A 21,168-nucleotide genomic window follows, 5' to 3' on the forward strand; every position below is an offset into this window, starting at 1 on the left:
TAACCTTTAACACAGCCATTTCTATAAAAATAGCCGTGATGTTTATAAATAAGTCAACAATGGATATATATATTGAAGTAAGCGAAATTGTGAGGTGGATCGTCATGGAGAAGTTTAGAATTGAAAAGGACACGCTCGGAGAAATCCGAGTCCCTGAAGAAAAGTATTGGGGAGCGCAAACCCAGCGAAGCAAGGAAAATTTTAAAATTAGTGAAGAAAAAATGCCGCTTGAAGTGGTCTATGGTTTGGTCTTAATTAAAAAAGCAGCTGCAGTTGTGAATTGTCAATTAGGGAAGCTGAGCGAAGTCAAAATGAACGCTATCGTAAAGGTATGTAATGACATAAATAACGGTGGTTATGAACAACATTTCCCATTACTAGTCTGGCAAACAGGAAGTGGAACGCAATCCAATATGAATGTTAATGAAGTGATTGCAAATCGGGCAAACCATTGGCTCGCCGAAAAGGGGAGTAAGGAAACGGTTCACCCAAATGATGATGTCAATATGTCTCAAAGCTCAAACGATACGTTCCCAACTGCTATGCATATTTCCGCCTATATCAAAATTACGGAATCACTATTACCAGCGATTGAAGAACTGAAAAAAACATTTCAGGAAAAAGAGAGAGCTTTTGCTGACATTGTAAAGATCGGCCGAACCCATTTGCAGGATGCAACACCGCTTACACTCGGCCAAGAAATTAGCGGCTGGAGGGCAATGCTGGATAAAAATGAACAAATGATTAAAGAATCAAGCCAGCATTTATTGAATTTAGCGATAGGGGGAACCGCGGTAGGGACAGGAATTAACGCCCACCCACAATTCGGACAGATGGCGGCAGAGGAACTCAGAAAGATAACGGGTTATTCCTTCAAATCGTCAGATAATAAATTTCATGCCCTGACAAGTCATGACGAAATTGTTTTTGTGCACGGAGCTTTAAAAGCATTAGCCGCCGATTTAATGAAAATTGCCAATGATGTCCGTTGGCTCGCGAGCGGTCCGCGCAGTGGTATAGGTGAGATTAATATTCCCGCAAATGAACCAGGAAGTTCGATAATGCCAGGGAAGGTAAATCCCACACAAAGTGAGGCCTTGACGATGGCTGCCTGTCAGATTTTTGGAAATGATGCTGCTATAAGTTTTGCAGCCAGCCAAGGCAATTTCGAGTTGAATGTCTTTAAACCAGTCATCATTCATAACCTCATTCAATCGATACGACTTCTTGGTGATGGGATTCGTTCCTTTAATAAAAACTGTGCAACAGGAATAGAAGTAAATTTAGAAAGAATTAAAAACAACCTGGAAAGGTCGTTAATGTTAGTTACAGCACTTAATCCACATATCGGTTATGAAAAAGCGGCAGAAATCGCTAAGCTTGCATTTAAGGAAAATAGCACATTAAAAGAAGCAGCCCTTAAAAGTGGGTATGTAACGGAAGAACAATTTGCTGACTGGATTCAGCCTGAAAAGATGGTGTAATTGAAAAGTGAAAGCCCCCTCCGTAAAAGGAGGGGGCTAAGCCATATTATTAATTTGTCCAATAAAGTTTGTTAAAGATTAGCGTTGGAATCCGCCGCCAAGTTGAGATTCTGCCATAGCTACAAGACGCTTTGTAATTTCTCCTCCGACAGAACCGTTTGCACGTGAAGTAGTGTCTGCACCAAGATTTACACCGAATTCTTGAGCGATTTCATACTTCATTTGGTTAAGAGCTTGTTCTACGCCTGGTACTAAAAGGTTGTTAGAGTTGTTGTTACTTGCCATAGTTGAATAACACTCCTCTTATTAATTTTGGGGTCAGTATGGAATTGAACCATAATATTGCCACCTGGCCTAACCCATATTATCAAATGTTTTGATAAAGAATATTAGTAATTGGAGATGGTTGGATGATCCGGAGTTGCACCGGATATACCCTAGTTGGCTTCATCCATCGCTGTAATTGTTGCTTTGTAATCTTTATTATGATTAATTTTTAAAGTTCTATTCAAAAAAATGATTAGAAATTTATTCCATTACATACGAAGTTTAAGTTAACACAAACTAACAATATCTTATAAATAAAAGGGTGAAATATATTGGCGATATGCCCAGTTTGTAATGGTTTAAGAGAAGTTTATTTAATGTGTACGAATTGCGGGGAACCAATGTTAGAGAGCGGGCGTCTCATTGATTTTTTTGATGATTACAGTCCCTATATGGAAATTGATTTAATGAAACTCGAGGATGGTTTTCCTGATACGAATTCAGGCCAAAAGTGTCCACATTTATACAGATGCCCTGGCTGCCATAGTGATGAAGTGATTTTTATAAAAGAGTGACCCCGTTACCTAGATAACGGGGCCGGTTCTCTATATCATTTATCTTTCATTTACTGTTCTAATACGTGATTCAGATTCAGTATCAAAGAAATGCGCCTTATTTAAGTCAAAAGCAAGTTCAATCGAATCTCCTGGCTGAACTTCTGCACGTGAATCTAAACGGGCAACGAAATCCTGTCCGCCAATACTAGAATAAACCATCATTTCTGCACCCGTTAACTCAGCAACATCAACATTCGCTTTAATTTTTGTTCCAGCTGATGCTTCGATAAAGACAGGTTCATCATGGATATCTTCTGGACGTACACCAAGGATGATTTCTTTGCCAACATAACCTTGTTCACGAAGAAACTTCATTTTTCCTTCTGGAACTGCAATTGAAGTATTGCCAATCACGAATTTTCCATCTTGTAGTTTACCATTAAAGAAGTTCATAGCAGGTGAACCGATAAAGCCGCCAACAAAGACATTTTCCGGCTTTTCATAAACTTCTTTAGGTGAACCGACCTGCTGAATGACGCCGTCCTTCATAACAACTAACCGTGTTGCCATTGTCATCGCTTCTGTTTGGTCGTGGGTAACGTAAATAGTAGTAGTATCAAGACGGCGGTGCAGTTTGGCAATCTCAGCACGCATCGCAACACGAAGCTTAGCATCTAAGTTTGATAATGGCTCGTCCATTAAGAAAACTTTTGCATCACGAACAATCGCACGGCCGAGGGCAACACGCTGACGCTGACCGCCTGATAGTGCTTTTGGTTTACGAGTTAAGTAAGCTTCTAAACCAAGGATTTTTGCTGCTTCATTAACGCGGCGGTCGATTTCATCTTTTGGGAATTTACGTAATTTTAATCCGAAAGCCATGTTATCATACACAGTCATGTGTGGGTAAAGAGCGTAGTTTTGGAAAACCATCGCGATATCACGATCTTTAGGAGCAACATCGTTTACTCTTTTTCCATCAATGTAAAAGTCACCTTTTGAAATATCTTCAAGACCTGCAATCATTCGAAGTGTTGTAGATTTACCGCAGCCTGATGGACCTACGAACACGATAAATTCCTTATCTTCGATATGCAAGTTGAAGTCCTGTACAGCAGTAACTTTATTATCGTAAATTTTATAAATATGATCTAATTTTAATTCAGCCATTTATATTACCTCCCTGAATAAGTTGTACCTTTAGTTTACAGGGAATGAAAACATTTACATATAGACAGGTTGCACAAAAAGTGAAAACGCTTTTTTGGGCATATTGTCATTTCTGCTGTTCATAAAGCAGGCAAGCTAGGAAGACAGTAAACGCTCCATAAAAATCCTTAAGACCGATCCCGGATTTTTCGATAAATTTATCAATTCGATACTGTAATGTATTTCGATGGATATATAATTTTTTTGCTGTCATACTGGCATTCAAATTGTTTTCAAGAAAGACTTTGATCGTGGAAAACACCTCATGATCTTCTTTGAATAGCTCAACGATTTCTTGGCTAACCTTACTTTTTAATTCGAGCGGCAAGTGAAAAGCTAAATAAGCAGGAAAAACCCGTTCAAAAGTAAAAATATTCGACTGACCCATCCTTGAAACGGCAAAAGAAAAATACTCCTTCTCTTGAAGAAACTTACTTGGTAACTGCACGGTTAAACTACTTGGTTTACCGATGTAAAAAGAAATTTTTACATAAAAGTCGCTTTCCAGTGTTTCAGACATGGAAAGAATCTCTTCCTCAGTGAGGGTCATGGTATTCTTCTCTTCAATTACAATCCCTCTGCTTCCGCTTTCCCAAATAATCATTATATCTTCAGTGAAAAAACCTTTTAAAGCGGATTCTACTTCAGGTTGGTTGGTTTCAGCTCCATTTATATTGAACTGGATAATTCTAAGAGTATTTCCTGCTACGTGGTTTGGTAGCGGACCATTTGAATATAGAAAATCATGCCATACTTTTACAGTCGGATGGAGGATCGAGTTCTGGAATTCCTCTAAAGAATAAAGTGTTTTAAGGAGGCTTACCTCTCGATCATTGAGCTCAGTTTTAGGAATCCCAATCCATTCCTTTTCTGCTTCACTGCAGAAATATAGATATCGATCTGATGGGTTTTCGGGCTTGCTGGGAAAAAGGATGGAATTTTGGTAGAGTGACATTATTTTTTTTATCATATATGATTTCCCCGTTTTTAGAGATTTTCAGGCTTTAGGCAATATTATACCAATAGTATCGCAAAGCATAAAAGATAAATGGCTGTACCTAACTTGATAATTAGATACAGCCACTTTGGATTTATTCAATTTCAGCTGGTGGTTCTTCTTTAGGAAGATCATGTGCCTCCTCAATATTCGCCGCATCTTGGCGGGCATGGACTGAACCGCCGGACAATCCTTCATTGATCATACGGTCTACATCTACGAAAGCCTTATCTCTGCCTTCAAAGGCAGATGCCTTAGTAGAGAGATTATCTTTATTCATGTGAGTCACCCTTTCCTCTGATACAAATGAACCAGCTGACTTTTCTATTCTGGCCGCGGACTTAATCTCTTCATAAGTAGAGCTGATGAACTTATTGTGCGGAAAAAAGTAAGGTTTCATGCATTTTTACGCTATTCATAAACATGATAAAGCATTAACTCATGAATCTGGCTCGTTACTATTTCAAGGTCCTCCTGTTCAGGTGCCTCGCCCATCCATTCTATTGCTCCTGTTTGGTGATAGGTTCCCGTATATCTTTTTTTCTTATAATAAAAGGAAATGCTCCAGCCCGGAATATTTTGATTAGAAAAAAGTGGTTTATATTGAAAGTGTATAAGCATGAGACATCTTCTCCTCCAAAAGAATACTATACGTATAGCTTACCTTGTCAGTAGGAATATGGAAATCTTTTCTTTCGGCTTAAGAGGATTCTTCAATGAGTTGAAGAAATAAGCGGCATAGGTTTTCAATTTTCTCTTTCTCAATCTCTTCTTCATCAAAGCTCATGGGTTTTGAATTTACTTCGTAAATATAATATCTTCCTGTTTTACTTAATCCTGCGTCAATGCTAAACTCACCGAAGTATCCAAAATATTCGGATAGCAGTTGACCGACACTAGGAATTATCGTCTGAAAAAATTCATCATGCTCTTTTGATTTCAACAGCTGATAGGGAACGAGCCTTCCCCCTGATGGGATATGAGTTGTGATTTCTTGTTCCTGAGAAAGGCGAATCCCTACTCCTGAAAGTGTGTAATCATCGTGATTTGCATGCGCTAAAATTCGAAAATCAAAACGTTTGCCTTCATACTCTGCGGATCGAATTTCTTCCTGAGCTATATATCGTTTTTTTAGTAGTTCTTCGTTCCATTCCTCCCAAAAGTGAGTAAAAGATGAGTAGGTTTCATGTTTAAGAATACCATCCAGTTGTATTCCTGAAGGGCCGTCCATTCGAATACGCACAATACCTTTTCCCTTTGAAGATTGAGTGGGTTTTAAATAAATGCCTCCGAATCCCATGAGAAAGTCTAATAATTCGTTATGCCCCTGTACAAGGATGGTGTTTGGCAAATAATCCTGGAGGATGTGATCACCTTTTAATAGTTGATACAGTTCATATTTGTCAATAAAACAAGGATTAAAAAAAGGTATTTTCTTTTCCTTTAAACGCGAAAATAACCATTGGCTTTTTTCTTCCTGTTCTGAAGTACGAAATGGGATACGGTTATAGACTAAATCCGGGAAGGGGAAGGACTTTTTTTTCCAACGGTTTTCCTCAGTTGAATAAAAATAACCGTATATATAATCATCTTTCACATCTTCGGGTGTAAATACAAAGCTTTGACTTTTAAGTGAAATAAGCTTTTTTTGGATGTTAATAAATAGAGGACCATTTCCAGCAATGGTCCCTTCTGATTTCCTTGCTGTCAAGATACCAATCAATGGTGTGCCATCGGTTTTCATTTAAACATTTCCTCTGGGTGTAATAAGGATTGCTCAGTTAGAAAAACGGCAAACGCAATGGATAATTTCCGGGTTAATAAATCAAATTCCTTTAATTCCGGATGACTAAAGATTGACCTTCCTGGTTTCGAATTAGCTTCAAACAGCCAAACATCACCGTTTCGGTCAATTCCTAAATCAAAACCAATCTCACCAATAATACCCTCAATAGTATGATCGAGTGCTTTACTTAGTAGAAGAGCGGCCTTACTTAGTTTTTCACTGAAATTTTTAGCTTCTTCGTTAGGAAAAATTTCACCAACTGTTTTTATTTCCCCACCGCTTCGTGCATGGGTGGTGACGCTGCCTTGCCCAGCAATTTTTCCAGCGATGGCTGTTATCTGCCATTCACCATGTTCGTCTTTATTTGTATGGACGCGGAAATCAACTGGGCGTTGCTCAATCCTAAGCAGATGAATCCCTTGCTGGACTATCATTCTATCGAGTGATTGAGTTGCAAACACCGATTGGAATAATCGTTCCAAGCTGGAGTATTTTCGTAAACGATTAGTCCCTGTTTCGTCTTGATACCGGCAATAATAATCGTTCGTGTGTTTGTCGAAGATAATTTGATGAACACCATGACCTAGACTGCCATTCTTGGGCTTGATAACAACATGACCAAACTTGGAAAGCATGTTTTCAATTGAGGAAAAGGATGTAAACGGATAGGTCTCAGGTAAATAGGCGGTAACAGATGAGTCTTGCAGCAGTCTTTCATAAATATCAAGTTTATTAAAGAATCCAGGGTTGTACCATGGAATCAGATATTCTTTTTGGAGGCGGTTCCTCACTTTAATTAATTTTGGATTTTCCTCACTTTTTCGATTCGGCAGGCGGTCATAGACCACATTGGGGAAAGGGACTTCAACTGTTTGCCAAGCATTATCATGAAAGAAATATCCTTCGATCGTTCCCTGCTCCCAATTAATATGCTGCTCCCCAAAAACAAAGGCGTGCGCACCGACAGATCGATTGACAGAAAGCAGTTTCGCAAAAAATAAAGTCCGTTCACCAATTGGCTGTTCTGGGTAAGAAGTAAAACCAGCAGTAAAGATTCCAACTAATGGACCTATATAAAGAACCTCATCCTCTAGAAAAGCATGTAAAGGAACTCTAGAATAAGGATACTGGATCGTCTCTTGGATTTTCCTGCTGATGACAATTCGGTCATCTTTGTCCGGATGGGGATAAAATTCAACTTCCATTGATTTTGAGCCAAAAGCGATTCTTTTAATTTTTTTACCCTGAAGCAGCTTTGGAGGACAAAAGACAATTAACTGATCATTTTGTGCTACTTCAATGAGATAATGTTTTCTCATAATAGACCTTCCTTTCCGTTTGATCATTCTCTGTAAGGTATTTTCCGTAAAGGAGCGGTTTGGTGTAAAGGGATTCTTGTAATTCTGGGTTTGTCGATAAAAGTACTTTTCTACCTGGTTTAGAGTTAATATCAAGGATCCAAATTGATCCGTCTTTGGCAATGCCGATATCAATCCCAATTTCAAATAGAGGCATAAACGCATGTTCCAGAGGAGAAGGGAGACTGGTAAGAATATAATTTAGCTCCTGCTGTATATATTCAGCTTTAGCAGGCGGAAGGGAAATAAGCCAGTCTTTAAAATTGATTACATTCCCTCCGGCAGCTAAGTTTGATAGAATTCCGCCTGTCGTTCCTATCCGAATTCCCCGCCCTTGTTCTCCCCATACTCCCTGTTCATTTTTTTGCAAGAGAATCCGGATATCAAATGGCTTGTGGTCTTTATTTGAAAGTTCTAAATACGGCTGCAATAAATAATCTCGCTGTTTTAATAGAAGCTTAAGCCATTGACTAAGCTTTGCTTCATTTGGAAAGATTCGGGAAATGATTCTTTTTTGTTTTTCTGTCTTAACATGTATTGTTTTATCATTTTTCTTTAAATAGTAAATACCGTATCCTTGGGAACCATTAATCGGTTTTAAAATAATTTTTTTCTTTAGGGCAAGTTCCGTTAAGATACTTTCAACATCTGGAACAGCTTGTGTTGAAGGTAAATAGGATGCTAGCTTAGTGGTTTTTAAAGTTTGATATAGTTCCCATTTATTCGGTAATCCATAGCCTAAAAAGGTAATATCCTTGCGGCTTTTTAGCCATGTGACAATGGACAGGCATTGTTTAGAATGTTCATCTTCTCCGTAAAAACAGCGGTCATAGATAATAGTGGGGATTGGGATAGTGCATTCCAACCAAGAAGCTGTATCTGAATCAAACTTCACCCCTTTAACTTGGAGGTCATGGGGATTAATATCGGACGGAATAAACCTGAAAACCTCCATCTCCAATGACTCCGCACGGTTAGCCAATTCATTTATATATGCATTTTCACTTTCCCTATTTAGTGTCATAATGCCAAATGTTAACATTTTATATTTCCTCCTTTATAACGGCTGTATCAAATGCAAGAATGGTACAGAACTGGATAATTGCCTTGGCAGAGGGTCTGATTTTTGTTAAACCATCCTCAAAGTTTTTGGATGGCTTAGAATTCACTTCGATTAACCATGGTTTTCCATCTTGATCAACCCCAATGTCGATCCCAAGTTCTCCAATTATGCCTTGTGAATTGCGGTTTAAAATCGAGGCAGTCTCTAGTGCCAATTCTTTCATTTGGGCTAGTACTTCTAAAGATTTGTTATCGCTTATGCACGTTCTTAATGCATTTAGAGGTCGTGTAAGTGTGCCGCCTCTTGCTAAATTTGAGACAAACTCTTGATTAGCGGCAATCCTGGCTACAGTTGAAGTTACCCTCCAATCGTTATCCGAATTTTGATGGCAAAGAACTCTGAAATCCATCAAAGATGACTGATAAGACAACAATGGAATACCTTGTTGAATAATATAAATCCGCTCGTGGATAAATGGCTTGATTCGTTGATATAGTTCATCTAAAGAAAAAGGTCCCCCTTGGTTAGCTGCCAAGGTTTTTAACGAGGTTTCAAACGTGTAAAGAGAATCTGGGGCACGGGTTACTTTAAAGATATTTCGGCCTTGGCTTCCATGGATAGGTTTTAGAAATAGGGTGTGATGTTTTTGTGCCAGGTCGTAAAAATGATCTTTCGAAAATAGTTTTGTTTCAGGTAGAAAAGAGTCTAGATTCTTTTCGCTTTTTAGGTGTTCGTAAACTTCCCACTTTGAAAGAAAGCGGTCATTAAAAAAGGGTATCAATAATTTCGTAACTTTTTCTCGAAAATGTTTAAAGTCCTTTTTATACTCCCGTGCTCTAGAATGAATCCGGTTATAAATAACATCCGGGACAGGCAGCTGTGCAGCTGTCCATGTTCCAGCATGGCAATAATATCCTTGACTTAAGAACTGTTTATAGGAAAAAACGTAGAAGAATCCACCATTCTCACTAAATCCTTGTTGAAGTTCCTCACAAAACAAATGAATGGAGCGAAATTTTGTTCCCGTGTTTTTATTTTCAATTGAATCTGTCAATAAAGCTGCCACAGGCCCGAGCTTTAAGGTTTGATACTCAGGGAGAACCATTGCTTGAAATTTAATGGGGTGAATGGGGAGATAAAAGGATTCCATAAAACCTTCGGAAAAATATATCATATAATCTGGTAAGTCTTCGATTTGAATAATGGCAGGAATGGTTTTTCTGCCGATCGAGATGTTTAGCTCACTATGCTGATTTAGTTGTAGCTGCTTGCACAATTGCGCAGACATTTGGATAACATTCTTATCTTTGTCTGTTAATTTTTTCGGTACAATTAGGATCGAGGTTAATGAAAATGACATACTCACTCCTCATTTTCTTGGATATTGGGCATAAGTTGATATAAGTAACTTATGTAAAGGCTTGAGAAATGGTGATTTGAACATTCTCGCAATAAATAGAATAGTTTGTTATAGTTGTGAAGATGTTTATACAAAAAGGAGTGGCTTAAAATGGCAGTTAATTTATATGATTCAGCCTACGCATTAGAAACAGCAATTCGTCAAAGTAATGAGTATATACAATTACAGCAGGCTTATAGCGAAGTAAATTCAGACCCTCAAGCAAAACAAATGTTTGATCAGTTTAGACAAATGCAGATGAATTTGCAGCAAAAACAAATGATGGGCCAAAATATTTCTGAGAAGGAAATCCAGCAGGCTCAATCAACGGTTGGTCTTGTTCAACAGAATCCAAAAATAGCCCGTCTAATGGAAGCAGAACAGCGAATGAGCATGGTAATTGGCGAATTAAACAAAGTTATTATGAAGCCATTGGAAGATTTATACGGAAACCTTTAAATGAATTAAAAGCCTTCGGTCGCAAAACCGAAGGCTTTCTCTTTTTGTTCTATATACCCCCAAAAAATCATAAAAGTGTTATAAAGGTAATTTCACCAAGAACAGGGGGCAACATAATGATTTATCGCTTGCTTGCGCTAAATATTGATGGCACGCTACTCCAATCGAATGGAAAAATTCATAAATCAACAAGGGAAGCAATTGAATATGTTCAGCAAAAAGGGATCAATGTAACATTGGTTACATCAAGAAGCTTCCCCTCAGCTAAGAAAGTGGCGAAGGCGTTAAAAATAACAGCACCCCTTGTTACCCACCAAGGGGCATTTATTGCCAGTTCAGTGGAGAAACCTGTATATGTTAAAAGAATTGATGAAGACATCACGTATGATGCGATTCGTTTTTTAGAAGCATTGCCCTGTCAAATCAGGCTAGTCCATGAGCAATTTTCATTAGCTAATAAATTAAAGCTGAATAATCAGTTACTGGCTAAAACTGTGTTTACTTCAGGAGATCCCGTTTTCTATTCCCAGCAATTTGTATCTTCTTTAAGCGAGTATTTACATGACCAGCCAGTAACATCTCCTAAAATAGAGGTGTACTTTGAAGATGAGCGAGACCTTACCGATGCCGTTCAGGCATTAAGAAAAATGTTTACAGAGATTGATGTGATACAACTGGATTCATTGAGGTTAGATATTGTTCCTGCCGGTGTTTCTAAGCTAACTGGATTATCATACCTAGGCAGCCAACTGGGGATTAAGCGAAGTGAAATGGTTTATATTGGTGATGGACTTGATGATATCCCATTAATTGCAGCAGCAGGGCTAGGGGTTGCGATGTGGAATGCCGATTTTGAGGTAAAAAAGGCTTCCGATTGGGTAACTAGATCGAAAAATGAGCATGGTGTCGCCTACATGGTAAAAGAACACTTCCGCAAGCAGCAGCCAATTGAATTTTTAAGAAAAATGAAGATCATTAAAAATTAAAATATCAGAGATATCATAGCAATTGCTTGATATCTCTGTTTTTTGTAAGAGCTTTTGAAAATTGTCCCGCTCTTGCGCATAGGAGTTCAAGGCGCTTCCGCTTTTCCATTTGACCTTGTTTTCTTGATTTTGTACACTTAAGAGAGTTTAGAAATGTCGAGCATGAGCAGCAGAAGAAGGATTCTTGTGCTTTTTATATGAAAGGTGATTAACTTTGCGAATTTCGATTATTGGGATAGAGGATGAAAGATTTAATAGGCAAATGCAGCTTATTGCTAATTTGTTTTTTGAGGAATCCGAGATTTTTATGGGGATTCAAAGCGATGCAGATGTTGAAATAAAGTTTACACTAAAGGTCCAAGATCTTGTAACTGTAGAAGCTGAATTAAAGGATCAAAATGGAAAAGTGCTGGTCACTAATTATCAGAAAGAAATTATTTTATTAGATACCGAAAAGGAACAGTTTAAACAAATTAAGAATGCAGTAGCCCATGTTTATTTAACATTACTTCAGGACTGGACAGGCATAACGCAAAAGTGGGGGATTTTAACAGGGGTTAGACCTACAAAATTACTGCATCGGAAAGTGCAGAAAGGCATACCGCAAAAAGAGGCTCATCAGCAATTAAAAGAGGATTACTTAATTAGTGATGAGAAGATTGAGTTGATGCAGCAAATTGTTGATCGCCAGCTTGCTGTTGTTCCTGACCTATATTCGCTGCAAAAGGAAGTCAGCATTTATATTGGTATCCCGTTTTGTCCAACCAAATGCGCTTATTGCACATTTCCTGCTTATGCTATTAATGGCAGGCAAGGTTCTGTCAACTCTTTCTTGGGAGGCCTTCATTATGAAATGCAAAAAGTTGGTGCTTGGCTAAAGGAAAAAGACGTTCGAATCACAACAGTTTACTATGGTGGAGGCACTCCCACTAGTATTACAGCGGAAGAGATGGATATGCTTTACGAAGAAATGTACACTTCATTTCCTGATGTTGAAAACATTCGTGAAATTACGGTAGAGGCGGGGCGCCCTGATACGATTACACCTGAAAAATTAGACATCTTAAAAAAGTGGAATATTGACCGGATTAGCATAAATCCACAATCGTATACTCAAGAGACCTTAAAGGCGATCGGAAGACATCACACTGTTACTGAAACAATTGAAAAATACCATTTGGCCCGTCAAATGGGCATGAATAATATTAATATGGATTTAATTATTGGTCTACCGGGTGAGGGGTTGGATGAGTTTACCCATTCCTTAGCAGAAACAGAAAAATTAATGCCGGAGTCGCTAACCGTTCATACGCTTTCATTTAAGAGAGCTTCAGAAATGACGAAAAATAAAGACAAGTATAAGGTTGCTCCGCGTCAAGAAGTAGAAAAAATGATGGAGCTTGCTGAGAATTGGACTAAAGCTCATAGCTATGTACCTTATTACTTATACCGTCAAAAGAATATCCTAGGAAATCTGGAGAATGTCGGGTATTCATTCCCTAATCAAGAAAGTATCTATAATATTATGATTATGGAGGAGCAGCAAACCATTATAGGACTTGGCTGTGGTGCTGCAAGTAAATTTATTAATCCAGTAACAGGGAAGATCACTCATTTTGCCAATCCGAAGGACCCTAAATCGTATAATGACAACTTTGAAAAATACACGCAAGATAAACTTACAATTCTAGAAGAATTATTCTCAGAAGAAGGTTCCCCTGCTTAAATCTAAGCGGGGATTTTTTACATTAGGAATATAAAGTTTGACTAAGAGTACTGCCCGCACCTGGCCATCCTTAAGAAAATTCAATATATTTTGAATGCTTGTTTTTATTGTTCACAATACCATATATAATGGAATTGAATGAATAAAATGGGAGGAGATTTGGAATGTCTATTAATTTTGTAACGGATAAGGTAAATTTACGAGTGAATGGCCGTGTTGCCACGATTGAATTAAATCGGCCGGAGGCATTAAATGCGATGGACATTGACGTTATAAAGGGTCTGGTATGCAAGCTGAAGGAGATTAGTGAGTCGGATGAAATCGATATTTTGGTCCTAACAGGAAAAGGAAAAGCCTTTTCAGCCGGCGGCGATATTAAAACGATGCTGTCCAATATGAATGAGGCGGATTTTTTTCCAGTGATGGATTACATTAGCGAATTAATTATTACTTTATACAGCCTGCCAAAACTAACGATTAGTGCTGTTTCCGGTGCAGCCGCAGGTTTAGGATTTAGTTTGGCGCTAGCGACAGATTATATTATTGCAGATGAAACTAGTAAGCTAGCGATGAATTTTATAGGCATTGGCTTAATACCTGATGGCGGAGCACACTTCTTTTTAGAAAAAAGATTAGGAGAAACCATGGCTAAGCAGGTCATTTGGGACGGGAAAATGTTAAGTGCCGACGAAGCATATAAAATGGGATTAATCCAAGAAGTAGCAGAAGGCAGCCTTCAGGAAACGTTGGAGGAAAGGGTACAAGATTGGTTGAGCCGCCCGGTTCAGGCCATGATTAAAACCAAAAAAATAATGGCTGAAAAGAATCGTCCCCAATTACTTAAAGTACTGGAGTTAGAGAAATACGGCCAGCAAAAAATGCGTGAAACACTTGACCACCGTGAAGGGATCCGGGCTTTTCTCGAAAAAAGGAAACCGAAATTTATGGGGAAATAAAGCAAACAAAGAAGCCCGCGGGCTTCTTTGTTTGCTTATGAATGAAATAATAAAAGCTTGCCGCTAGGTGATGTTAATCGATGTGTCTTTTCTAGTAATTGTTTTTCTTGTAATAGTTGTTCACCTTGTTTCTTTGCAGCCTCATCATTTTCAGCTTGAAGACTTTCTTCTAATAATTTTTCCCCATTTGCCTCGAAAGCTGTTAATATATATGTTTTCATCGACAATCCTCCTTATCCATGTTATTAGGAGCCGGCGATTACAATTGGAGCCGTTTCCATTTTAATTTTATTTTCACACAATTCTTTAAATTTTTCAAAAAATTATTTGAAACCAAATTATGGTATATTCGTATTAGGGAGTGAAAGGGGTGTGTACTATGGTGCTCAAACTTGATCATATTACCAAAAGGTTTGGTCAATTTACGGCTGTAAATGATTTGTCGTTGACCATCCCGGAAAAGGAGATGTTTGGTTTCTTAGGGGCAAATGGGGCAGGCAAAACGACAACATTCCGAATGATATTGGGCCTGTTGGATAGTTCGTCCGGCAGTATTACTTGGGACAATCAACCAATTAATTATTCTACCAGCCACCTGGTTGGGTACTTGCCTGAGGAAAGAGGCTTATATCCAAAGTTAAAAGTGCGAGATCAAATTGTCTATTTAGCTAGATTAAGAGGAATGCAAAAGACGGAGGCATTAGCGGAATTAAAATCGTGGTTAAAACGTTTTAAAATTCCAGACTATGAAAATAAGAAGGTTGAAGAGCTATCAAAAGGAAATCAGCAGAAAATCCAATTTATAGCAGCAGTTGTCCATAAGCCTAAATTATTAATCTTAGATGAGCCGTTCAGCGGACTTGACCCAGTTAATGTGGAGATGCTAAAGGAAGCAGTTTTATCCTTAAAAGAAAATGGAGCAACGATCGTGTTCTCAAGTCATCGGATGGAGCATGTAGAGGAGATGTGTGAACACCTATGTATCTTACAAAAGGGCAGTCCGGTCGTAAGTGGTTCTTTAAAAGATATCAAACGTGAATTTGGCAAAAAGAATCTAGTGATCCATGCAGATTTTTCGTTAGACTTCTTGAAGAGTTTCCCTGGGGTGGTGAAAGCCAAAGTCACAATGGAAGGCATTTCTCTGCAAATTGTTGGGGAGGAAGTTGCAGAAAAAATCCTTAAATACATTGTCGATAAAGGGTTTATTCGCAAATTTGCGCTAGAAGAGCCTTCATTAAATGATATTTTTATTGAGAAAGTAGGTAATTCTTATGAATAGTTTCTGGATTATCTTATTTCATACATACCTAAACAAGCTCAAAACAAAATCGTTTATTGTCACTACGTTATTAACCGTTGTAATTGTATTAGCGATAACGAACATTAATAATATCATCGATTTATTTGATAAAAATGGCGGAAAGGAAAAGGTTGCTGTCATCGACCAATCCAGCCAGCTTTTTAAGCCATATAAACAGCAAATAAAAAGTGCTAATAAAAATATTCAACTGACTTTATATAAGGGCAGTGAAGAGCAGGCGGAAAGATTAGTTGAAAAAGGTGATTTTGCAGGGGTTATTCAACTTCATCTAAACGAGCAAAAGCTGCCTGAAGCTACCTTTAAAGCCATGAGTATCGCTGATTCGACTTTATATACTGATCTTCAAACAGGATTGCAGCAACTTAAAACAATGATTGCAGCCTCTCAGATTAATTTAGCACCCGATCAGCTGCAAAAACTTTATGAACCCGTCTCGTTTAAAAAATTGGCACTTGAGAAAAATGCAAAAACGGAGGAGGAGTTAAATCAGGCAAGAGGATTAGTTTATGTCTTGTTATTCGTTATCTATTTTGCGGTGATCATGTATGCCAACATGATTGCGATGGAAGTTGCAACCGAGAAGTCTTCACGTGTGATGGAGATTTTAATTTCAAGTGTTTCCCCGATTAAACAAATGTTTGCTAAAATAGTGGGAATTGGATTATTAAGCCTAACCCAATTAGCTATTTTTTTAGTGGTTGGTTATTATTCATTTATGAGAAATATGGAATCAGTAAAGGATGGTTTTTTCGGGGTATACGGATTTGGAGAAATACCAACTGGGACCATTGTGTATGCAGTTATTTTCTTTATTCTTGGTTATTTTCTATATGCCACACTGGCAGCCTTTTTGGGGTCGCTTGTCAGCCGGATTGAAGATGTACAGCAGATGATTACTCCGATGACCTTAATGGTTGTTGCTGGATTTATGATTGCCATGTTTGGACTTGGTAAGCCTGACGCCCCATTTATTACTGTTACATCCTATATTCCTTTCTTTACCCCGATGATCATGTTTTTACGTGTCGGTATGCTTACAATCCCGGTCTGGGAGGCGGTCATAGGAATCATAATCCTTATTGCGACCATATCGATACTTGCGGTTTTTGGTGCACGCGTGTACCGAGGTGGTGTGTTAATGTATGGAAAGTCTAACTCCTATAAAGATATTAAAAAGGCATTACAACTAACAAAAAACGAATAAGGTTACAAGAGCTTTACCAATTGGTAAGGCTTTTTTTTCAATCAAATGAAAAGAACTTACCCTTTTGTTATTTAGAACATGCATTCGCATTTTGAGGTTAAAGGTGCTACAATGGAGAAAAGATGGTGAAAGGAATATTTTATGAAAAAGATATCGTTTATCCATGCAGCCGACCTGCATTTAGACAGTCCAATGATTGGTTTAAAGCATTTGCCGGAAAATATCTTTAATCGAGTAAAAGAGAGTACATTTACGGCACTGAAAAAACTAACCATAACTGCGATTGAGCAGCATGTTGATTTTGTCATAATTGCAGGTGATATATTTGATGGTGAGGATCGCAGTTTACGTGCACAGGCTCGTTTTCGTAAGGAAATGCTTAAACTTAACGATGAAAAAATCCCGGTCTATATCGTTCATGGTAATCATGACCATTTAAACGGCTCTTGGGTTCACCTTGACATGCCAGAAAATGTTCATGTTTTTGGAAGCAAGGTTGAGAAAATGGAGTTATTGACAAAAAGCGGTGCCATTGTCCATCTATACGGATTTAGTTATGCAACAAGACATATTTTTGAACGAAAAATTGATGAGTACAACAAAATCGAGAGTGCAGATTACCATATTGGGATTCTTCATGGAAACGAGAGTTCCGGGACAGACCACGATAATTACGCGCCATTTACAGTAAAGGATCTTGTTCAGAAAAATTTTGATTATTGGGCACTTGGACACATTCATAAACGTTCTGAATTGTCTTTGAATCCTCCTATTATTTATCCTGGTAATATTCAAGGAAGAAATAAAAAGGAATCAGGAAGTAAAGGTTTCTATCATGTTACTTTTACAGATGGGGATGCAGCACTGGACTATATTGAAGCTTCCGATATTATTTGGGAGGAATTAACCGTAAATGCCGAGACAGCCGTTAGTTTTGACGATCTCTTTTATTTATGCCAAATAGCGATAAATGAAATAAGGAGAGAGCGTAACGGAACACTACTAACCCTTAGGTTGAAAAATACACAGCTTGCAGATATGCGTGAACAGAAAAGTATCGATAATGAATTGCTTGAACTTCTCTTAGAAGATGAAAGTGAAGAAGAGTCCTTTGTTTGGGTAGCCGATTTGAAATTCGATGAAAAATTGCCTTTCGATAAAGAACAGATGAGAACGGAAGCCAATTTTTATGGTGAATTATTTGAGGTCATTGACCATTTTGATCAAACCGAGCAAGCATTAGCATTACTTTATGAACATCCATTAGCAAGAAAATACTTATCGCATTTAGAAACGGCAGAGAAAGATGAATTACTTAGAAAAACAGAAAAATTAGTAATTGAATTACTTTATAAGGATTAATTAAGGAGACGCGGCATGAAAATTCTAGAAATATACATTTATGGATATGGCCAATTAGAAAACGTAATCATTAAGTCTCTTTCAGATTATCAAGTTTTTTATGGTGAGAATGAAGCAGGGAAGTCCACCTTGATGGCTTTTATTCATGGCATTTTATTCGGTTTCCCTGCCAAGCAGTCGTCCGAGCTGCGCTATGAACCAAAACATAGTCCTAAGTACGGTGGAAAGCTTAGAATTTATCATGAAGAGCAAGGATTTGCTGTGATCGAACGTGTAAAGGGGAAAGCCGCAGGGGATGTAAAGGTAATGATGGATAATGGAACTGCCGGCGGTGAGGAGCTCCTGAAACAATTGTTGGGTAACTTTGATAAAAGCTTGTTCCAGGCCGTTTTCTCCTTTAATTTACAGGGGCTTCAGAACATTCACCAAATGAAGGGAGAAGAAATTGGTAAGTTTTTGTTTTCAGCGGGGACATTGGGCACTGAGCAGTTGGCCAAAGCAGAAAACTTATTGCAAAAAGAACTAGACGTACGTTTTAAGCCATCAGGTAAGAAACCAATTTTAAATGAAAAATTACAGGAACTTCATGAATTAAAAGGTCAATTAAAAAAGGCTGCATCGAGGAATAACGAATATGAGGAACTTCAACGAAAAAAAGAGGCATTGCATCAAGAGATCGATTTAAGAAATGCTGCGATTGAAGAAACTGGCGAAAAAATTATTAAACTTAAAGAATGGAAGAGAATTGAATCCGTTGTAAAGGAAGAAATTTGGATTGAAAATGAGCTAAAGGAATTAGGAACTATCGACTTCCCAGCTCGCGGGATTGAAAGACTGGAAAAAATAAATCAGCTGATTCATCCCGTTAAAGCTGAAATTACCAGTATCACGACTAGAGTAGAAGGTTTACAGGAAGAGTTAACTAGTATCGGCCCTGATCTTGAATTTTTAGAAAACGAGCCCTCCATTTTAAGTTTACTTGACCAGGTTCCTATTATTGAACAATTAACGATAGAGAAAAAGCAATCTGAACAGAAACTCTCAGATTTTGAAGAAAAGCTTTCGATAACAAGAGAAAAACTTCATTTGCCCCTATCTGAGGATGAAATCCTCATGATTAATACAAATATTTACATGAAAAACCAAGTAGAAATGGTTACTCGTAAAAAACAAAAGTTAGAAGAAGTAAAGGAAGAGTTAGATCGTCAATATCAAGAGGAAAAAAAGGCGCTTGATCAAATAGAAAAAGAGGTTCGTTTCGCTGAGAGTAAGATATTGCCCCAAAAAGAGAGAGTTCAAATTGAGGAGCAGATAAGTCAGAGGAATGATAAACAGAGCTTAGAATGGGAATTAAAATCAATACAAGAAAAAATAGAATACTACCAACATGAAAATGAGCGAAGTCAAGCAGCAAAAAAAAAGCTGCAAAGTGACCGGAAACTTCAGATGCTTCTTTTTGCATCAATTTTATTGGGAGTATTTTTATATGGGCTAGTTACAATGCAATGGTTCCTATTGGCTATTGGTTTATTAGGGTGTATCGGTCTTGTTCTTTTTTTGATAAAAGGGGCAAAACAGACGAATGAAGACAGCATACGACAAAAGATTGCTGAATTAAAAGAAAAGGAAAAAGCCTTGCAACAAAAGCTTCAAGCATCCGAATTTCTCAATGCTAAATCACTCGAAAGCCAATTACTAGTTGATAATCAAAAGCGACAGGAACTGCAATTGCTAAAAATAAAGCTAAAGCAGCAACAATCCCTATTTGAAAAGGTCATCTCTAAATTCGAGGAGTGGGAATTAGCAACAGAACAAAATAAAGAAAAACTCCTTTTTATTAGTAAAGAGTTAAATATTCCTGAATATATTGCCGTCAGTTTTTTAGCAGAAGCATTTGCTTATATTGAACAGTATAAAACGATTTGCAGAGATAAAAATCAGTTTGCACTAAGGATAAACGAAATTAATCATCAACAATCTTTAGTAGAGGAAGGCTTAAGGTCGATAGAGGAGCGCTTTTTACGAGAAAAGGGTCATGATTTACACACTTCAGCTTTTCTATTACGAAACAAACTCAAGGAAGAACATGAAAAGCAAATCATGAGCATAGAGAGAGCAAAGAAGCTCGCAGAACTTAAAGCGGATTTAACTCAAAAAGTTCAAGAACTAGAGCTTTTACAAATAGAACATCATAAATTCTTACTTGCTGCAAAGGTAGATTCAGAACAGCAATTTTACTTATTGGGGGAAAAGGCAAAAAAACACGAGCAACTGCTTGAGAGACGACGCTCTCTCCACAACCAACTCCAATATTCTCTCCTCTCAGAAGTGGAGAAGAAAGGCTTTTTGTCCATATATGACTGTGAGGGATTAATAAAGCAATGGGAGGTCGACATACAGCAATTACAAGAAAAGCTGAAAAAGGATCGAGAGGAAATGGCTGCCATAAACTATGAAATTCAAGTTCTCGAAGAGGGTGGGGTATACACTGACATTCTCCATCAATTTAAACAAAAGAACTATGAATTGGAAGAGGCAGCTAAAGAATGGTCTGTCTATCGATTGGCGCAAGCGGTACTGGCGGAAACTATTGATAAATATAAAAACGTGCATTTGCCAAGAATGCTTGTAAAGGCAGAGGAGTACATGTCTTTTTTAACAGATGGAAGCTACAATAGAATCCATTTGCAAAAGTCAGGAACAGGTTTTCTTGTTGAACGGGATGACCACACTGTCTTTGAAGCAAATGAGTTAAGTCAAGCGACAACTGAACAGTTATATGTTTCGATTCGATTGGCTTTGGCTACAACACTTTATGATAAATATCAGTTTCCTATTATCATCGATGATAGTTTCGTTAATTTTGATGCCAAAAGAACACAAAAGGTGATTGAACTTCTTCGTGGATTGAAACAAAATCAGGTGCTATTTTTTACTTGTCATGAGCATTTATTATCTCATTTCCAAAAGGAAAATGTTCTTCGTTTGGAAAAAGGTGCTGTTCAGACTACTTAATAGAGTACTAGCTGGATAT

The 21,168-nt window shown here is 37.8% G+C and carries 20 protein-coding genes; 10 read left to right on the forward strand and 10 right to left on the reverse strand.

Translation table 11 applies throughout. The features are described 5' to 3' along the window. Positions 1-104 precede the first annotated feature (104 nt). Entirely contained in the window at positions 105-1,484 is a 1,380-nt protein-coding gene (gene fumC, locus V7077_RS22270; protein ID WP_335506204.1) for a class II fumarate hydratase, read from the forward strand. A gap of 78 nt (positions 1,485-1,562) precedes the next feature. On the opposite strand, the gene V7077_RS22275 is transcribed toward fumC, so the two are convergent. Then, a complete protein-coding gene (locus V7077_RS22275) occupies positions 1,563-1,769 on the reverse strand; it encodes an alpha/beta-type small acid-soluble spore protein (RefSeq protein WP_215040071.1) in 207 nt (68 codons plus the stop codon). Between the two features lie 314 nt (positions 1,770-2,083). On the opposite strand from V7077_RS22275, the gene V7077_RS22280 reads away from it, so the two are divergent. After that, positions 2,084-2,326: a hypothetical protein gene (locus tag V7077_RS22280; protein WP_335506019.1), complete on the forward strand. Its 243-nt coding sequence runs from the start codon at positions 2,084-2,086 to the stop codon at positions 2,324-2,326. Between the two features lie 39 nt (positions 2,327-2,365). On the opposite strand, the gene V7077_RS22285 is transcribed toward V7077_RS22280, so the two are convergent. From V7077_RS22285 to V7077_RS22320, 8 genes are all read right to left on the reverse strand, one after another. Further along, positions 2,366-3,478 (reverse strand): ABC transporter ATP-binding protein, encoded by a 1,113-nt coding sequence (locus V7077_RS22285; protein ID WP_335506021.1) that lies wholly within the window; start codon positions 3,476-3,478, stop codon positions 2,366-2,368. A 106-nt stretch (positions 3,479-3,584) separates the two neighbouring features. Continuing rightward, positions 3,585-4,487: a PucR family transcriptional regulator gene (locus V7077_RS22290; protein ID WP_335506023.1), complete on the reverse strand. Its 903-nt coding sequence runs from the start codon at positions 4,485-4,487 to the stop codon at positions 3,585-3,587. A 121-nt stretch (positions 4,488-4,608) separates the two neighbouring features. Then, positions 4,609-4,794, reverse strand: coding sequence for a hypothetical protein (locus tag V7077_RS22295; RefSeq protein WP_335506026.1), 186 nt, complete (start codon positions 4,792-4,794; stop codon positions 4,609-4,611). Positions 4,795-4,925: 131 nt separating this feature from the next. Then, positions 4,926-5,135, reverse strand: a complete 210-nt coding sequence (locus tag V7077_RS22300) for a YheE family protein (RefSeq protein WP_335506027.1) — start codon at positions 5,133-5,135, stop codon at positions 4,926-4,928. A 79-nt stretch (positions 5,136-5,214) separates the two neighbouring features. Then, positions 5,215-6,258, reverse strand: coding sequence for a YheC/YheD family endospore coat-associated protein (locus V7077_RS22305; RefSeq protein WP_335506029.1), 1,044 nt, complete (start codon positions 6,256-6,258; stop codon positions 5,215-5,217). After that, on the reverse strand, positions 6,255-7,619 hold the full coding sequence (locus tag V7077_RS22310; protein ID WP_335506031.1) for a YheC/YheD family endospore coat-associated protein: 1,365 nt from the start codon (positions 7,617-7,619) through the stop codon (positions 6,255-6,257). The genes V7077_RS22305 and V7077_RS22310 overlap by 4 nt, the downstream gene beginning before the upstream one ends. Continuing rightward, positions 7,597-8,700, reverse strand: coding sequence for a YheC/YheD family endospore coat-associated protein (locus V7077_RS22315; protein ID WP_335506034.1), 1,104 nt, complete (start codon positions 8,698-8,700; stop codon positions 7,597-7,599). Before V7077_RS22315 ends, V7077_RS22310 begins: the two co-directional genes overlap by 23 nt. A gap of 1 nt (position 8,701) precedes the next feature. Continuing rightward, positions 8,702-10,081, reverse strand: a complete 1,380-nt coding sequence (locus V7077_RS22320) for a YheC/YheD family endospore coat-associated protein (protein ID WP_335506036.1) — start codon at positions 10,079-10,081, stop codon at positions 8,702-8,704. 150 nt (positions 10,082-10,231) lie between these two features. On the opposite strand from V7077_RS22320, the gene V7077_RS22325 reads away from it, so the two are divergent. The 4 genes from V7077_RS22325 (at position 10,232) to V7077_RS22340 (ending at position 14,247) form a co-directional block, all read left to right on the forward strand. Further along, positions 10,232-10,579, forward strand: a complete 348-nt coding sequence (locus V7077_RS22325; RefSeq protein WP_335506038.1) for a YlbF family regulator — start codon at positions 10,232-10,234, stop codon at positions 10,577-10,579. A 116-nt stretch (positions 10,580-10,695) separates the two neighbouring features. Continuing rightward, entirely contained in the window at positions 10,696-11,565 is an 870-nt protein-coding gene (locus V7077_RS22330; protein WP_335506040.1) for a Cof-type HAD-IIB family hydrolase, read from the forward strand. A 214-nt stretch (positions 11,566-11,779) separates the two neighbouring features. After that, positions 11,780-13,291 carry a coproporphyrinogen III oxidase gene (locus V7077_RS22335; protein ID WP_335506042.1) on the forward strand — a complete coding sequence of 504 codons (1,512 nt, stop codon included), beginning with the start codon at positions 11,780-11,782 and terminating at the stop codon, positions 13,289-13,291. A 164-nt stretch (positions 13,292-13,455) separates the two neighbouring features. Next, positions 13,456-14,247 carry an enoyl-CoA hydratase gene (locus V7077_RS22340; protein ID WP_335506043.1) on the forward strand — a complete coding sequence of 264 codons (792 nt, stop codon included), beginning with the start codon at positions 13,456-13,458 and terminating at the stop codon, positions 14,245-14,247. A 35-nt stretch (positions 14,248-14,282) separates the two neighbouring features. Here the strand turns inward: V7077_RS22340 and V7077_RS22345 are convergent, their stop codons facing one another. Continuing rightward, the gene (locus V7077_RS22345; RefSeq protein WP_335506045.1) at positions 14,283-14,468 is read right to left on the reverse strand and encodes a YhzD family protein; all 186 of its coding nucleotides are present in this window, start codon (positions 14,466-14,468) and stop codon (positions 14,283-14,285) included. Positions 14,469-14,626: 158 nt separating this feature from the next. On the opposite strand from V7077_RS22345, the gene V7077_RS22350 reads away from it, so the two are divergent. The 4 genes from V7077_RS22350 to V7077_RS22365 all read left to right on the forward strand — a co-directional run bounded on the left by V7077_RS22350 (position 14,627) and on the right by V7077_RS22365 (position 21,149). Further along, the gene (locus tag V7077_RS22350) at positions 14,627-15,526 is read left to right on the forward strand and encodes an ABC transporter ATP-binding protein (RefSeq protein WP_335506047.1); all 900 of its coding nucleotides are present in this window, start codon (positions 14,627-14,629) and stop codon (positions 15,524-15,526) included. After that, positions 15,519-16,772 carry an ABC transporter permease gene (locus tag V7077_RS22355; protein WP_335506048.1) on the forward strand — a complete coding sequence of 418 codons (1,254 nt, stop codon included), beginning with the start codon at positions 15,519-15,521 and terminating at the stop codon, positions 16,770-16,772. Before V7077_RS22350 ends, V7077_RS22355 begins: the two co-directional genes overlap by 8 nt. Before the next feature lie 141 nt (positions 16,773-16,913). Then, positions 16,914-18,134, forward strand: coding sequence for a metallophosphoesterase family protein (locus V7077_RS22360; protein WP_335506050.1), 1,221 nt, complete (start codon positions 16,914-16,916; stop codon positions 18,132-18,134). Between the two features lie 15 nt (positions 18,135-18,149). Beyond that, positions 18,150-21,149 (forward strand): ATP-binding protein, encoded by a 3,000-nt coding sequence (locus V7077_RS22365; RefSeq protein WP_335506052.1) that lies wholly within the window; start codon positions 18,150-18,152, stop codon positions 21,147-21,149. The last annotated feature ends 19 nt before the right edge of the window (positions 21,150-21,168 follow it).

This window comes from Neobacillus vireti (assembly GCF_036962465.1).
Lineage (GTDB): Bacteria > Bacillota > Bacilli > Bacillales > Cytobacillaceae > Neobacillus > Neobacillus vireti_B.

Coding starts and splice junctions, on each gene's coding strand:
- fumC (WP_335506204.1), top strand. CDS start 105: ATGGAGAAGTTTAGAATTGAAAAGGACACGCTCGGAGAAATCCGAGTC.
- V7077_RS22275 (WP_215040071.1), bottom strand. CDS start 1,769: ATGGCAAGTAACAACAACTCTAACAACCTTTTAGTACCAGGCGTAGAA.
- V7077_RS22285 (WP_335506021.1), bottom strand. CDS start 3,478: ATGGCTGAATTAAAATTAGATCATATTTATAAAATTTACGATAATAAA.
- V7077_RS22290 (WP_335506023.1), bottom strand. CDS start 4,487: ATGATAAAAAAAATAATGTCACTCTACCAAAATTCCATCCTTTTTCCC.
- V7077_RS22295 (WP_335506026.1), bottom strand. CDS start 4,794: ATGAATAAAGATAATCTCTCTACTAAGGCATCTGCCTTTGAAGGCAGA.
- V7077_RS22300 (WP_335506027.1), bottom strand. CDS start 5,135: ATGCTTATACACTTTCAATATAAACCACTTTTTTCTAATCAAAATATT.
- V7077_RS22305 (WP_335506029.1), bottom strand. CDS start 6,258: ATGAAAACCGATGGCACACCATTGATTGGTATCTTGACAGCAAGGAAA.
- V7077_RS22310 (WP_335506031.1), bottom strand. CDS start 7,619: ATGAGAAAACATTATCTCATTGAAGTAGCACAAAATGATCAGTTAATT.
- V7077_RS22315 (WP_335506034.1), bottom strand. CDS start 8,700: ATGTTAACATTTGGCATTATGACACTAAATAGGGAAAGTGAAAATGCA.
- V7077_RS22320 (WP_335506036.1), bottom strand. CDS start 10,081: ATGTCATTTTCATTAACCTCGATCCTAATTGTACCGAAAAAATTAACA.
- V7077_RS22325 (WP_335506038.1), top strand. CDS start 10,232: ATGGCAGTTAATTTATATGATTCAGCCTACGCATTAGAAACAGCAATT.
- V7077_RS22330 (WP_335506040.1), top strand. CDS start 10,696: ATGATTTATCGCTTGCTTGCGCTAAATATTGATGGCACGCTACTCCAA.
- V7077_RS22340 (WP_335506043.1), top strand. CDS start 13,456: ATGTCTATTAATTTTGTAACGGATAAGGTAAATTTACGAGTGAATGGC.
- V7077_RS22345 (WP_335506045.1), bottom strand. CDS start 14,468: ATGAAAACATATATATTAACAGCTTTCGAGGCAAATGGGGAAAAATTA.
- V7077_RS22350 (WP_335506047.1), top strand. CDS start 14,627: ATGGTGCTCAAACTTGATCATATTACCAAAAGGTTTGGTCAATTTACG.
- V7077_RS22355 (WP_335506048.1), top strand. CDS start 15,519: ATGAATAGTTTCTGGATTATCTTATTTCATACATACCTAAACAAGCTC.
- V7077_RS22360 (WP_335506050.1), top strand. CDS start 16,914: ATGAAAAAGATATCGTTTATCCATGCAGCCGACCTGCATTTAGACAGT.
- V7077_RS22365 (WP_335506052.1), top strand. CDS start 18,150: ATGAAAATTCTAGAAATATACATTTATGGATATGGCCAATTAGAAAAC.